Below are 13,633 nucleotides of genomic sequence, written 5' to 3' on the forward strand. Positions count from 1 at the left end.
ATACGATTCGCCTTCACGGATAGTATAAATTGTAAGTTTAACTCCAGGGTTATATGGATACTTTTCAAGAAGCGATATATACAAAGATGCATCCTTAAAAAGAAGAAATCCATTTTTTTTATACAGCGCATTATCAGTCACCTTGATTGGGTTTTTTATAAAGAAAGCTATGATGTTCCCAATAACAAAAATAGCAATGATGACCGGTATCATGAACCTGATTGCTTTTTTTATCTGCCATATATGGTAGTTTGTAAGCATTACTTTTCCCCCAATTTTTGTGATTTTTTATAGGCAGCCTCAATTGCATCCATGACAATACCGGAAAATCCGTTTTTTTCCAGTACATGAATGGCATCAATGGTAGTTCCGCCAGGTGAAGTAACTTTACCTCTTAGTACTACTGGCTCTTCGCCCTGCAAAACCATTTTTGCTGCACCAAGAACAGTTTGCGCAGCTAAGGTCAGTGCGTCATTACGAGATAATCCTGCTTTAATTCCACCATCAGCCATTGCCTGGATAAACGTAAAGACATACGCAGGTCCACTGCCTGACATTGCTGTAACTGCATCCATAAGGTTCTCAGGCAATATCATTACTTTGCCTAATGCGCTAAAAATAGCCTGCGCAATATGCATGTCATTTTCGGTTGCAGAAACGGTTGATAATACTGACATACCTTCGCCAATTAACGCAGGCGTATTGGGCATACAGCGTATAATTCGGTAACTATCGCCAAGCCATTCTGACAGCCTGGCAAGTGTAATACCCGCGGCGATTGAAATAATCAATGTAGCTTTTTGTTTACTTTTAATTTCGTTGGTAACTGTTCCAACCATATTAGGTTTTACAGCTATTATAATGACATCACTTTTGTCCGATAGTTCCTGAATAGAGCTTGCAGCATAAAGATTAATTTTCTGTGAAAGATCTTTTACTTTAGAACTATCGACATCATAGCCAATAATGCTTTTTGGATGTAATAACTGTGATAGGCCAATGCATATTGCACTTCCCATATTACCAAGTCCAATACAACCAATAGATACCCTTCCCAGATCCATTACGATATCCTTTGTCCAAAAATTGCAGTGCCAATACGCACCATAGTGGCACCTTCCTCAATAGCTATGTCAAAATCCCCCGACATTCCCATTGACAATTCCTTCAAAGTTATATTCAATTTATTGTTTATTTCTTCTTTCAAGACCCTCAATGTTCTAAATGATTCTCGTATCCTATCACGATTGTCGGTTAATGGGCCTACTGTCATAAAGCCAATGCAATTAATATTATGCAGCTCCAGAATACCTTTGCACAATTCAAACGCTTTTTCAGGTTCAACACCAAATTTTGATGGTTCACCTGAAGTATTTACTTCAATAAGAATATTTTGTATTTTATTAATCTTTTTAGCTTCTTTGTCAACCTCAATTGCAGTTGAAAGCTTGTCAATGGAGTGTATGCACTCAAATAACCTGACGGCATCTTTTGCTTTATTTGATTGCAGGTGACCAACAAGATGGAAGCTAAATGTGCCCTGTAACTGTGGGATTTTTGCTTTTGCTTCCTGAACTCGATTTTCGCCAAATAGGGTTATTCCTTGATCAATAGCTTCTTGAATGGTTTGAGCAGGAAATGTTTTACTGACTGCAATAATAGAAATCTCAGCAGGATTTCTATTACATTGCCTGGCGATGAGATCAATTTTTTGTAATAATTGTCTGTAGTTATCAATAATACTCATTCTTGTAGTATCATTACCTCAATAGCTAAAAACATACAGCACCTAATAATTTTTTAGGTAAACTATTTTAGCGATAGTTACTATTTATAAGATTTTTGCCAGAAAATACCATACAAATAAATAAAGTCAAACAGTTTTTATTTTCACTCTGAGAGTAAAAACGCAGGTGGAAGGAGGAAAAGTGCTATATAATTTATTTTGATAAACGAATCAATATAAATTATAAAATACTATTGTGCTTGTACAACATATGTTAGGATGAGTGAAATAAAATAATTTTTTAAAATTAAAAATTTTATATTGACAATATTTATGTATACTTTCACAGTAATAATGAAATTATTGTAAAACCAATTTTTTTGAGGTGCACAATGGATGAACTGATATTGTATCTTATTCGTGAATATCACACTGCAGTAATCCATACATTAACAATCTCTTCAATAATTGCAGTGTGGGTGGTGATATGTGGGTGTATAAGGTTTGGCATTGCAGTGTATAGAAGAGCCAAGGGTATTTACCCCCCTGCAGAAAGCTTGCGGGAAGGCCATTGATGGGTAATAATCTTTAATTTTAAAATTATTATTTACCAGTCAAAAGCTACCAAAACCGGTAGCTTTTTTATTTTTTGGCAATTTCAATAAAAAGGAAATATTAGTGTGGGGAGAAAAGTGCTAAAAGAAAAAAGCATTTTTCATTGGTATTTTCTTTTGTTACCGCCTGGACAAAAGAAACTGCAATTGTTATAAGGACAATCCTAAAAAAATATTTCAAAAAAAATTAAGCTGAAAGACGCACGGACCTAAGAAGAGGAAAGAATACAATGATATACAGGGGAAGAACTCTCTATTTTAACCAAAAAAAAATTTTTATTTTGTGTAAAACACTATACTAAAGAAGTAACCTTAACGTAAGAGAAATGCATCTTTTACAAGAATAAATATAAATATAAATATAGCAATAAAGTCTAGTTGGACTATTATTTTGTTGTTTTATGTTGATTATGTAGTATACTATTAATCGATTTAGAATATTTTAAATGTTATATAAATGTTTGATTAAAAAGCATGGGTATATATGCCACTTCTTGTTGACATCTTTATGGCACTTTCTAAATCAATTGATTTAGTAGATCATGATATTGGAAGCCATAATAAACGGGTTGCATATATCGCTGGTAGATTATGCCATAATATAGGACTTTCCGCTGATGAAATAACAAAAACAGTTGTTGCTGCTGCATTACATGATATAGGTGTTTTAAAAGAAACCGATTACAAAGAATTGGTTGATTTTAACTACAAAGGTGGAATTGACTATCATAGTTTAATGGGCTATCGTTTACTTGATTCTTGCCAGATGACAAAAGATATAGCCCCTATTGTATTATATCATCATACATTGTATACTGAAAAACAACATATTGAAAATACTGGTACAGTACCATTAGCTGCTGAAATAATTCACCTTGCAGATAGAGTTGATGTCTGTATAGAGTATAAAAACGATGTGTTGAGTCAAAAAGATCATGTGTGCAAAACCATCCGTGAGTATTCAGGGGATAGATTTAATCCTGATATAGTTCGCAGTTTCATACAATTAGCAAATCAGGAGTCATTCTGGTTTGATTTACAGTTTAACAATATTGAAAAAAGCTTAAAAGGTTATATATTTTATGACCCTTTTCTTAGTTTAGAACAAATACATAGCATTGCATTACTTTTCACAAAAATAATAGATTTTAGAAGCAGATTTACTGCAACACATTCAACATCAGTAGCAATGGTTGCCAAAGAATTAGGGAAACTACTCAATTTTTCACCACGCGAATGTCTCATGCTTGACATAGCCGGTCACCTCCATGATATAGGGAAGCTGGCAATTCCATTATCGATACTGGAAAAACCAGATAAACTTACATCAAATGAATGGCGAATAATGAAACAACATACGTATTTTACCTATAGAATTCTTGATGAGATAGATAATACAGTGTTAAAGATTATAAATGAATGGGCAGCATTACACCATGAAAAAATGGATGGGAGTGGCTATCCATTTAAAACTCCTGGTGAAGATTTAAGTGTGGGTTCACGTATAATGGCAGTGGCTGATATGTTTACTGCATTAGCAGAATCACGTCCATATAGAGATTCAATGGATGATGATATGATTATACAAGAGTTACAAAAAGCTAAAAATAATACCCTTGATGGTAATGTGGTGGATGTCTTAATTAAAAATTATGATGCCTTGAAGGATATACGTTCTAATGCCTTTTGTGAGGCAATGCAACAATTTGAAAGTTTATTTGACTCAATTTAAAAGTCTGCATATGAGCGTTTATATGTGATTGTAAATTTTTTAATTAAAATAGATTTGACTTGTTAATTTATATGTATAAATATACAAACAGCTAATAACTGATTTGCAATTTTAATAAACAATTTGCTTTATGGAGTATCTATGCAAAAGATAAGTACAATAATACAAAACTGGAGTATACGAACAAAAGTTACTGTGGGCGTAATTGTTGTTCTTATTTTAAGTTTAGCATTTACCAACATATTCTGGCGAATTAGTTATATAAACGAGGTTGAGCGGCAATTTATAGATAAAGCTCGTTCCATCTGTACAATGGGAGAAGCCTTCAGAGAATATATGGCTGATAACTGGGAGCGGCAGATTTATGATAAAGACTATCTCAAAAAAGATATTAAGGGTAAATTTGTATATACAGTACCAGTTTTTTCTTCTATTGTTGCAATGCAAAAAAAGGCAAATGTTTTAGGGTATCAATTTAGGGTACCTAAAGAATATCCTCGAAATCCCAAAAATACACCAACACCACTGGAACAAAAAGTTTTGAATGAAATTAAATCTAAAAACCTGTCTGAATATTTCATGATAGATTATGAAAATAATGCATTACGCTATTTCAAGCCGGTTAAACTTTCAAAAGATTGTTTAATATGCCATGGTGATCCTGAGCAGTCATATACCTTGTGGGGTAGAAAGGATGGCAAGGACCCAACAGGTGGACCAATGGAAGGATGGAAAGAAGGGGAAATCCACGGAGCATTTCAGATAATTTATTCATTAAAGGATTATTTTGCTGCACGGTTTCAGATATTACTTATAAGTATTGTAATCAATATTGTGATATTAGTTGTAGCGATAGTACTTATAAGAGGTGTGGTGCATAGAGGTTTACATCCACTTGATGCAATGGTACAATCGCTGGAAGATATTAATAAGGGACAGGGAGATTTAACGCGTAAAATTGCAATAGAGCGGCAGGATGAGGTTGGACGTTTAGCAGAGCTTTTTAATCAGTTTATTGATAATTTACGTGAACTCATTTTAGCGGTAAAAGATGCAGCTGATCATGTGGCATCGTCTTCAACTGAAATGACGCAATCCAGTCAGCAACTTGCCAATGTTGCTCAGGACCAGGCAGCATCTATTGAGGAAACATCATCGGCTATGGAAGAAATTAAGGCAACTATCGATTCAGTATCCCAAAATGCAAAAGGACAGGCAAAAAAAGCAGATGCTACTCGTAATTCAATGGAATACTTAGCTGAAGCCATTGAGCGTATTAATCAACATGCTCAGGATGCATATAAGATGGCTGATGAAACTCATGGATACGCAAAAGAAGGCGAATCAGTATTGGGAAGCACTGTCAATGGGATGCGTGCCATAAATGAAAGCTCCAGGAGGATAACAGAAATAGTCACTATTATATCAGACATTTCTGATCAAATTAATTTATTATCGCTCAATGCATCAATTGAAGCTGCACGTGCTGGCGAATATGGTAAAGGTTTTGCAGTTGTTGCTGAAGAGATATCAAAATTAGCTGATCAGACAGCACAAAGTTCTAAAGAAATAAATAAACTCATTCTTGAAACCAACAATAAAGTAAATGCAGGTTCAGAACTTGTGGAAAAGACTGCTAATTCACTGCGCAAAATTATAGAAAATGTAAAAACTACTGCGGTACTTATGGAAAATATTGCTCAGTCATCACAGGAGCTCAATAACATGAGCAATAGTGTAAAAGCTGAGGTTGAAGAAGTTAATAGGATGTCTGAAGAAATATCAATAATGATGGAAGAGCAAAGTGCGTCTACTAATGAGATAATACGTGCAATAAACCAAATAAATGATGTAACACAAGTAGTATCTAGTGGTTCTGAAGAACTAGCAGCAGCAAGCGAAGAATTATCGTCACAGGCAGAAACATTGAATAATATTGTAAAACGGTTTAAAGTGTAACATGCTATACAATATTTAATTGGAGACAATACTATGATAGAAAATATACAATTTACATACCGTGATGGGAAACATGATGCAGGCAATGTTACAGTTTATGCGCTTTCAACATGTGGGCATTGCAAACGTGCATTGAATTTTCTTGATAGCAATTCGGTTAAATACCGCTTTGTCTATGTGGATTTATTGCCTTCAGATGAAAAAAATAAATTAAAGGATTATCTTGTTCAAAAATCTAATATGTATGTGGCATTTCCTTTTCTGGTTATTGATGACAACACATTTTTTACTGGCTTTATTGAAGAAGAATGGCGGCGTATGCTTAAATTGGAGTAAAAAAATGAAAAGAGAAAAAACAATTGAAGAAACAATGCAATTTGCCCGGATGGTAGCTGCAAAACATGGTTGGGTGTTACATCCTGACAAAGAATTTCTTGAAATACTCATTGAAGGGCTTACAACAAATTATAACCGTTATGGCTATTATTCTTGTCCATGCAGGGATGCAGATGGCATTCGTGAAAAGGATAAAGATATACTATGTCCGTGTGATTACTGTCCACCTGACATCAAAGAATATGGACACTGTTATTGTGGACTATATAATGATCCTGAATTTATTAAAAATGGTGGTATGCCGAAAAGCATACCCGAACGAAGACAATATTATTTTAAGAAATAATTTTTATATATTTACTTCACCAATTATTCCTAAATTATGGAAATTTGAACATAATATAAAATAGAGTACACCACCTCCGCCTTCGGTGGCGGGGGTGTACTCTATTTTCATTATGAAATTTTTTAAGGAATCATTATTGTATTTACTTGATTTTTTATATAGTTATTAGTATATTGTGTTCACTAAAAGTTCTTTAAAGCAGGGGTGGTCTGTGCTGGTGCACAGGCCTGAGAGTATACCCTTAGAACCTGATCTGGGTAATGCCAGCGGAGGGAGTAGTTTTTATAATTGCTTCTGTTTTTTTACATTTATTAAAATTTTAAAAACCGCCCACACGCTGGGCGGTTTTTTGTTATGAGGGTTACCATTATGACACAATTAGATTATGCCAAACAGGGTATTATCACCAAGGAGATGCAGCAGGCAGCGGAACATGAAGGTATATCAACTGACCAGTTGTGTGATTTAATAGCAAAAGGGTGGGCGGTTATTCCTAAAAACGTGAAAAGGACATTTAATGTGCGTGCTATTGGGAAAGGTTTGCTTACCAAGGTAAATGCAAATATAGGGACATCAACTGACCATGCTGATATTGAAGAAGAAATGAAAAAGCTTGAAGCAGCTATTTATTATGGTTCTGACAGCGTGATGGATCTTTCAACAGGAGGTGATTTAAAGACAATTAGAGCAATGGTTCTGGAACATTCAACGGTAATGGTGGGTGCGGTGCCTATTTATCAGGTGGCAGCAGAGCTTTCGGCAAAGGAAAAATCAATTCTGGATATGTCAGAGAACCAGCTTTTTGATGCAATAGAACAGCAGTGTGAAGAAGGTATTGATTATATAACTGTTCATTGCGGTGTAACTATGGCAAGCGCTAAATTGGCATCAAAGCAAAAACGTGTTATGGGAATTGTGAGCCGTGGTGGGTCATTGCTTGCAGCATGGATGGCACATCACAAAAAAGAAAATCCATTGTATGAGCATTTTGATAAGTTATGTGCGATAGCTCATAAATATGATGTAACCTTAAGCTTAGGAGATGGCTTGCGTCCAGGTGCCATTGCTGATGCTACCGATGCAGCTCAGATAGAAGAACTGGTAATATTAGGCCAGCTGGTAAAGAGAGCACGTGAAGCTGGTGTGCAGGTCATTGTAGAAGGGCCAGGACATGTTCCTATGGACCAGATAACTGCAAACATCATTGCGGAAAAGCGTATTTGTGATAATGCGCCATTTTATGTACTTGGGCCATTAACCACTGATGCTGCTCCCGGGTATGACCATATCGTTGGAGCGATTGGAGGAGCTATCGCCGCGCTTGCTGGTGCTGACTTTTTGTGCTATGTGACACCTGCCGAGCATCTGTGCCTGCCAACGGTGGAAGATGTTAGGTTGGGTGTGATAGGCACTCGTATTGCTGCACATTCGGCTGATATTGCTAAGGGCATTCCAAAAGCAATACAACAGGATTTTGAAATGTCACTATACAGGAAAGCGCTTGATTGGGAAGGCATGTTCAGCAGAGCAATTGATCCCGATATGGCACGCGCACGCAGGAAAAAAAGTGAAGATTATAAAGAACAGGTATGCACTATGTGTGGAAAGCTGTGTGCAATCAAAACACATAATGAATGTGAATTATTATAACAAATAGAAAGGGAAAATATATGGCAACAGGAAAAGATGCACGCATTATACTTGAAAAAGTACGATCACAAAAACCACTAATCCATAATATCACTAATTTTGTAGTAATGAACTACACTGCAAATGCACTGCTTGCCTGTGGTGCTTCGCCGGTGATGGCACATGCATATAATGAAGTGCAGGAAATGACTGGTATAGCAAATGCACTGGTTCTTAATATTGGTACGCTTGATAACGAATGGATCCATTCAATGGTAATTGCGGCAGGCACCGCAAACAAAAAAGGCATACCGGTAATACTGGATCCTGTTGGTGCAGGTGCAACTACGTTACGAACCCAGGCAGCATTAAAAATATTAAACACAGGTGCTATATCAGTCATTCGTGGGAATGCATCAGAAGTGCTGGCACTATCTGATACTAATACTCAGACAAAAGGTGTTGATGCTTTACATGTAGTTGATGATGCAATTGAAGTAGCAACTACTTTAGCTACCACAAATTCAGCGATAGTTGCTATCACAGGGCCAACAGATATTGTCACTGATGGTAAACAGATAGTAAAAGTGCATAATGGGCACAAACTTTTAAGTATGGTTACTGGTACAGGTTGTACAGCAACAGCCTTAATAGGTGCATTCTGTGCAGTTGAAAACGATTACCTTAAAGCAACAGCCTGTGCATTAGCGTATTTTGGTATTGCAGGGGAGTTAGCAGCCAAAAAAGCAACTGCCCCAGGAAGCTTTATGATAAAACTACTTGATGAGTTATATGCAATGACTTCATCAGAGCTTGAACAATATGCAAAAATTGAGAATGTTTGATTATGAATATGAGTGGCTATGTATGTTATGCAAGTGTAACAATACTGGTTAAAGATGAGCATAAAATTAACGATTAGTATGAAGCAAAAAGTTAATTTTTAAGCAATAAGCTGCTTTGTTTTTAACAAAAAAAGAATTACATGGGATAACATAATGAAATAAATTAAATATTATTTATGGAGGAAACATCTATGGAACTTAATGAAGTCACCATTACATCGGCAATTATTGATCGCTATTTTCAGCGATTAAAAAATTCACTTGTCAGTGATGTTGCTATTGTTGGCGGAGGCCCGTCAGGGCTTGTTGCCGGTTACTATCTGTCAAAACAAAATATTAAAACAATACTGTTTGAGCGTAAGCTATCCATTGGTGGTGGCATGTGGGGTGGTGGTATGCAGTTTAATGAGATAGTAGTTCAAAAAGAAGCTTTGCCGGTGCTGGAAGAATTGGATGTGCGATATACACAGTATGCTGATAATTATTATACCGCTGATGCAATTGAATCAGTATGTACTATTGCGTCAAAAGCCATTAAAGCTGGATTAACAATTTTTAATTGCATAAGCGTTGAGGATGTGATGATGCGGGAAGATTGTGTATGTGGACTGGTTATAAACTGGTCGGCAGTAGATATTGCTAAGTTACATGTTGATCCATTGACAATTCAGTCTACGTATGTTATAGATACTACAGGTCATGATACAGAGGTAGTAAAGGTTGTTGTGAAAAAAGTTCCAGGCAAACTCAATACTCCTTCAGGAACAATTGAAGGTGAAAAATCTATGTGGGCTGAAAAGGCAGAAAAACTCACGCTGGAGCATACGCGTGAAATATTTCCGGGGCTTTTTGTTGCCGGTATGGCTGCTAATGCGGTATTTGGCGGACCACGCATGGGCCCAATCTTTGGTGGGATGTTATTATCCGGAAAATTGGTTGCTGAACAGATTATAAAAAAATTGAAAGGATAATCCAATGAAAAGAAAGTTTAATAGCTTGTTGTATCTTGTAACCGATAGGCAGCTTGTAAAAAAGCCTATAGAAGTAGTCGTTGAAGAAGCAATAAAAGGCGGAGTTGATTGTGTGCAATTACGTGAAAAAAATATAGACACCAGAGAATTTGTTGAAATAGCGCAAACAATTAAATACATTACCGACAGATACAATGTTCCTTTAATAATAAATGATAGAATTGATGTGGCGCTGGCAGTACAGGCGTATGGTGTTCATTTAGGGCAGGATGATATGCCACTAAAAATTGCACGGAAGATAGTACCACATGCAATGGTCATTGGGATCTCGGTTTCAACAGTAAACGAAGCTATAGAAGCTGAAAAGGATGGGGCAGATTATATTGGTGCAGGCTCAGTATTTCCTACTTCAACCAAGGATGATATATCAGGGATTATTGGTTTAGAGGGGTTACAGGAAATTAAAAACGCAGTGAATGTTCCTGTCATTGCAATTGGTGGCATCCAGATTCACAATGCTGGAGATGTTATACAGCATGGTGCAGATGGAATAGCGGTAGTTTCAGCTATTGTTGCGTCGGATGAGCCATATCAGGCAGCTAAAACTTTAAAGGAAATCATTTGTTCATCTAAATGCGTTTAAAAAGATTATGCGATAGTTACTTATACAATAGGCTATTTACTTGAATATAATGAAGGGGAGGGATGTGAGGAAAAATTTTATTATAAAGAACAAAGATTTCTCGCTATGCTCGAAATGACAGTAAGACATGCCCAGAATGACATTACTATTTGCCATTTTGACGAGCGATATGTTAACATGTCATTTTAGACAAACGAAGTGACTGAGAAATCTTGTACTAATAATTAAATCTTTTATTTAGTGGTGAGCATTATGAATCTGAAGGACATAGGTGAGTTTGGATTTATTAAGCGTATAGCGCCCGATAGCATTAATGACTCAAGAAACGTATTGCGATCAATTGGCGATGATGCAGCAGTATTTAGAGTAGGTAAAAATGAGTGTGTTGTTCTTACTACTGATCTGCTTGTGGAACGGGTTCATTTTATTAAACAAGCAATGTCGGGTTATCAACTTGGGTATAAATCGCTGGCTGTCAATTTAAGTGATATTGCTGCAATGGGTGCTGTTCCACAACATGCTTTTGTAAGCATAGGCATACCTAAGGATACCCCAATAGAATATCTGGATGAAATCTACAGGGGGATGAAAGATCTTGCAAAACAATATAATGTTAATATATTGGGAGGAGATACCACATCATCGATTGTTGATTTAATTATTAACGTGGCAATTACAGGAGTTGCTAAAAAAGGTTCACTATTATACCGGAACACAGCAAAAGATGGAGATGTAATATTTTGTACTGGTTTTTTGGGTGATAGTAAAGCGGGATTAGACTTTATTCTGAAATCAGAACAACCAAAAAATGATCATGAAAAACGGTTGTTTGCAGCACACTGTTTGCCCCGTCCACACATAGAGGAAGGTTTGTTTTTGGCAAACTCTGGTGCAGTTCACTCATGCATTGACATAAGTGATGGATTGAGTTCGGATTTAATGCACATAGCAGAAGAAAGTAATGTGGGATTTATATTGCTAGAAGAGGGAATACCATTATCACCTGATTTATTGCAATATTGTAAAGAACATGGCTATAATGCAATAGAGTATGCACTTTCAGGTGGTGAAGATTATGTGCTGGTATGTACTGCTGATGTAAAAAAAGCAAGAAAGCTTGAGAATGATTTTTATAAAACATTTAACAAGATGTTATACAAAATTGGAATAATTACCAAAGAAAAACAATATCGTATAAAAATGAACGATGGAACAATAAGTGATATAAAACCAAAAGGCTGGGATCACTTTGCATAAGTTAGTTAAGATTTTTGCTGGAAAAATAAATTTTGATGAGTCTCCTTCAAATTGAATCCATCTTTACTATGAAATAATAATATGCAAATATTACATATCTGAAGGAAAAAAATTAGACATGCAGAAAAGTAAGGATTGGGAAAAAGTTATAGCACACTACATCATATGCACATATCGGGTAAATTACATCCAATGGGATAAAGCAAGTGGCGTAATTAAAGCTGAGTATTGCTGGAAGCAGAATATAGTATATCATTAATTTATGTAGTGGCAGCGTGAGTTACCGAATGATGAAGGTAATGGCAATACTCGATACGTAGCATTAGTAAGCACGGTAGCAGTAAATGAAAACGAATATCCGTTGAGTAATGCTATAGATGGTATGAAAAAAGTAGAAGAGAGTTTGTGTAGTAACTCTCAAGATATGGGAATAAAGACAATATACAGACAGATAAACTTTTAGCTGCATAAAAGTATACGGATGTCTTACTTTAGTCAATTATCTATAGTTGGGAAGGCTATTGGTTGGCCAGTTTCACTAATTCTGGTGGTGGCCCCCAGTAAAATTGGCAACAAGGGATGCCTTCTTCAAGATAAAATGAAAATGTGTAGCCACTAAAACGATAGTTATCGGTATTTTCATCACTGTCTAAGGCAGCAAGATAATCATAAAGATAATTTTCTACACAATACGCTATAACCTTAGCTAACGACATCTTACATATTTTGCGCACATCCATCACAAACTCATACTCATTCTCATACATATACAGATGAACCCGCTTCCACGTTTGATACCGCTTTCTATATTGCAACCGTTTATAGCTTTTCACCGGGATCCGTTTATACGAAAATACATAGTTTATGAAATTTATAATAAAAGTATGAAGCGGTAATTTGTACACAGCGGCACATAATTGAAAAAGCTCTAAGTGTTCATAGGCAATGCAGGTAGTCGTTTCTATATTCATATATTTCCTCCAAAGTATATGTATAATGCCACAATACTACTATCGGAACAAATTGCAACAACAAAATGTATGCAGTAAGAGAAAGTATGGGCAATGAAAGAAAGAATAATGAAAAGGTTTACTATAGAATGGGTACTTTGGGGTATGTCGATAAATATACAGTGATATATGGCACTGGTGATGGGAAATTAATTGAATACATCACCATCGTAATAACAACACCAACAAACAGAAAAAAAATAACTGAGCAATAAGCGTACAGCGGCGTTTTTTTGCCGAGCACCGGAGCTTCAGGGTGGAAAAAGGGCGAGGACTGTATGAGCCCCGAGGAAATCGGGGCGAGTTCCGCAGCCCCCACCGTGAAGCGAAGAGCGCAGGGAATCCCAACGGACGTTGGGACAAAAAACGATAGCCGCAAGCCGGGGGCAAGGGGAACGGGGGCTGGCGCATGAAGTCCCCGTTCCCCTTGTGAAAGATCTACACCATACAGTGGAAGTGGGACAATTTTGGCAGGGTGCGCAGTATATGGTATAGCAATGGCTTTAGTGTGCATTATGCTTATGACGCGGGAGGCCAGGTAAGAGGTGTGGTGGGCTACGCAGGT

General features: G+C 36.4%; 16 protein-coding genes and 1 riboswitch. Of the genes, 12 read left to right on the forward strand and 4 right to left on the reverse strand.

Features of this window, described 5'->3' with window-relative positions:
- The 3 genes from AB1444_14960 to AB1444_14970 all read right to left on the reverse strand — a co-directional run.
- The coding region (locus tag AB1444_14960; GenBank protein MEW6527954.1) for a hypothetical protein at positions 1 to 261 on the reverse strand (261 nt) is incomplete at its 3' end.
- Complete coding sequence (proC, locus tag AB1444_14965; protein ID MEW6527955.1) at positions 261 to 1,064, reverse strand: pyrroline-5-carboxylate reductase; 804 nt, start codon at positions 1,062 to 1,064, stop codon at positions 261 to 263. The genes proC and AB1444_14960, both read right to left, overlap by 1 nt.
- Complete coding sequence (locus AB1444_14970) at positions 1,064 to 1,747, reverse strand: YggS family pyridoxal phosphate-dependent enzyme (GenBank protein ID MEW6527956.1); 684 nt, start codon at positions 1,745 to 1,747, stop codon at positions 1,064 to 1,066. The genes proC and AB1444_14970 overlap by 1 nt, the downstream gene beginning before the upstream one ends.
- 371 nt (positions 1,748 to 2,118) lie before the next feature.
- On the opposite strand from AB1444_14970, the gene AB1444_14975 reads away from it, so the two are divergent.
- The 10 genes from AB1444_14975 (at position 2,119) to thiL (ending at position 12,058) form a co-directional block, all read left to right on the forward strand.
- Positions 2,119 to 2,301, forward strand: a complete 183-nt coding sequence (locus tag AB1444_14975) for a hypothetical protein (protein MEW6527957.1) — start codon at positions 2,119 to 2,121, stop codon at positions 2,299 to 2,301.
- A gap of 523 nt (positions 2,302 to 2,824) precedes the next feature.
- The gene (locus tag AB1444_14980) at positions 2,825 to 4,072 is read left to right on the forward strand and encodes an HD domain-containing phosphohydrolase (protein MEW6527958.1); all 1,248 of its coding nucleotides are present in this window, start codon (positions 2,825 to 2,827) and stop codon (positions 4,070 to 4,072) included.
- Positions 4,073 to 4,213: 141 nt separating this feature from the next.
- On the forward strand, positions 4,214 to 6,031 hold the full coding sequence (locus tag AB1444_14985) for a methyl-accepting chemotaxis protein (protein MEW6527959.1): 1,818 nt from the start codon (positions 4,214 to 4,216) through the stop codon (positions 6,029 to 6,031).
- A gap of 33 nt (positions 6,032 to 6,064) precedes the next feature.
- A complete protein-coding gene (locus AB1444_14990; GenBank protein ID MEW6527960.1) occupies positions 6,065 to 6,367 on the forward strand; it encodes a glutaredoxin family protein in 303 nt (100 codons plus the stop codon).
- A gap of 4 nt (positions 6,368 to 6,371) precedes the next feature.
- On the forward strand, positions 6,372 to 6,713 hold the full coding sequence (locus tag AB1444_14995) for a ferredoxin-thioredoxin reductase catalytic domain-containing protein (GenBank protein MEW6527961.1): 342 nt from the start codon (positions 6,372 to 6,374) through the stop codon (positions 6,711 to 6,713).
- A gap of 190 nt (positions 6,714 to 6,903) precedes the next feature.
- Positions 6,904 to 7,005, forward strand: a riboswitch (TPP riboswitch).
- A gap of 77 nt (positions 7,006 to 7,082) precedes the next feature.
- Entirely contained in the window at positions 7,083 to 8,363 is a 1,281-nt protein-coding gene (gene thiC / locus AB1444_15000) for a phosphomethylpyrimidine synthase ThiC (GenBank protein MEW6527962.1), read from the forward strand.
- A 20-nt stretch (positions 8,364 to 8,383) separates the two neighbouring features.
- Positions 8,384 to 9,187, forward strand: coding sequence for a hydroxyethylthiazole kinase (gene thiM, locus AB1444_15005; GenBank protein MEW6527963.1), 804 nt, complete (start codon positions 8,384 to 8,386; stop codon positions 9,185 to 9,187).
- Positions 9,188 to 9,378: 191 nt separating this feature from the next.
- A complete protein-coding gene (locus AB1444_15010; protein MEW6527964.1) occupies positions 9,379 to 10,158 on the forward strand; it encodes a sulfide-dependent adenosine diphosphate thiazole synthase in 780 nt (259 codons plus the stop codon).
- Positions 10,159 to 10,162: 4 nt separating this feature from the next.
- Positions 10,163 to 10,801 carry a thiamine phosphate synthase gene (gene thiE, locus AB1444_15015; GenBank protein MEW6527965.1) on the forward strand — a complete coding sequence of 213 codons (639 nt, stop codon included), beginning with the start codon at positions 10,163 to 10,165 and terminating at the stop codon, positions 10,799 to 10,801.
- A 252-nt stretch (positions 10,802 to 11,053) separates the two neighbouring features.
- Entirely contained in the window at positions 11,054 to 12,058 is a 1,005-nt protein-coding gene (gene thiL / locus AB1444_15020; protein MEW6527966.1) for a thiamine-phosphate kinase, read from the forward strand.
- 518 nt (positions 12,059 to 12,576) lie between these two features.
- On the opposite strand, the gene AB1444_15025 is transcribed toward thiL, so the two are convergent.
- On the reverse strand, positions 12,577 to 13,029 hold the full coding sequence (locus AB1444_15025) for a hypothetical protein (protein ID MEW6527967.1): 453 nt from the start codon (positions 13,027 to 13,029) through the stop codon (positions 12,577 to 12,579).
- An 86-nt stretch (positions 13,030 to 13,115) separates the two neighbouring features.
- On the opposite strand from AB1444_15025, the gene AB1444_15030 reads away from it, so the two are divergent.
- On the forward strand, positions 13,116 to 13,283 hold the full coding sequence (locus AB1444_15030) for a hypothetical protein (protein ID MEW6527968.1): 168 nt from the start codon (positions 13,116 to 13,118) through the stop codon (positions 13,281 to 13,283).
- A 230-nt stretch (positions 13,284 to 13,513) separates the two neighbouring features.
- On the forward strand, positions 13,514 to 13,633 hold a 120-nt coding region (locus AB1444_15035), incomplete at its 3' end, for an RHS repeat domain-containing protein (protein ID MEW6527969.1).

The sequence above is a fragment of the Spirochaetota bacterium genome (assembly GCA_040756435.1).
Classification (GTDB): domain Bacteria; phylum Spirochaetota; class UBA4802; order UBA4802; family UB4802; genus UBA4802.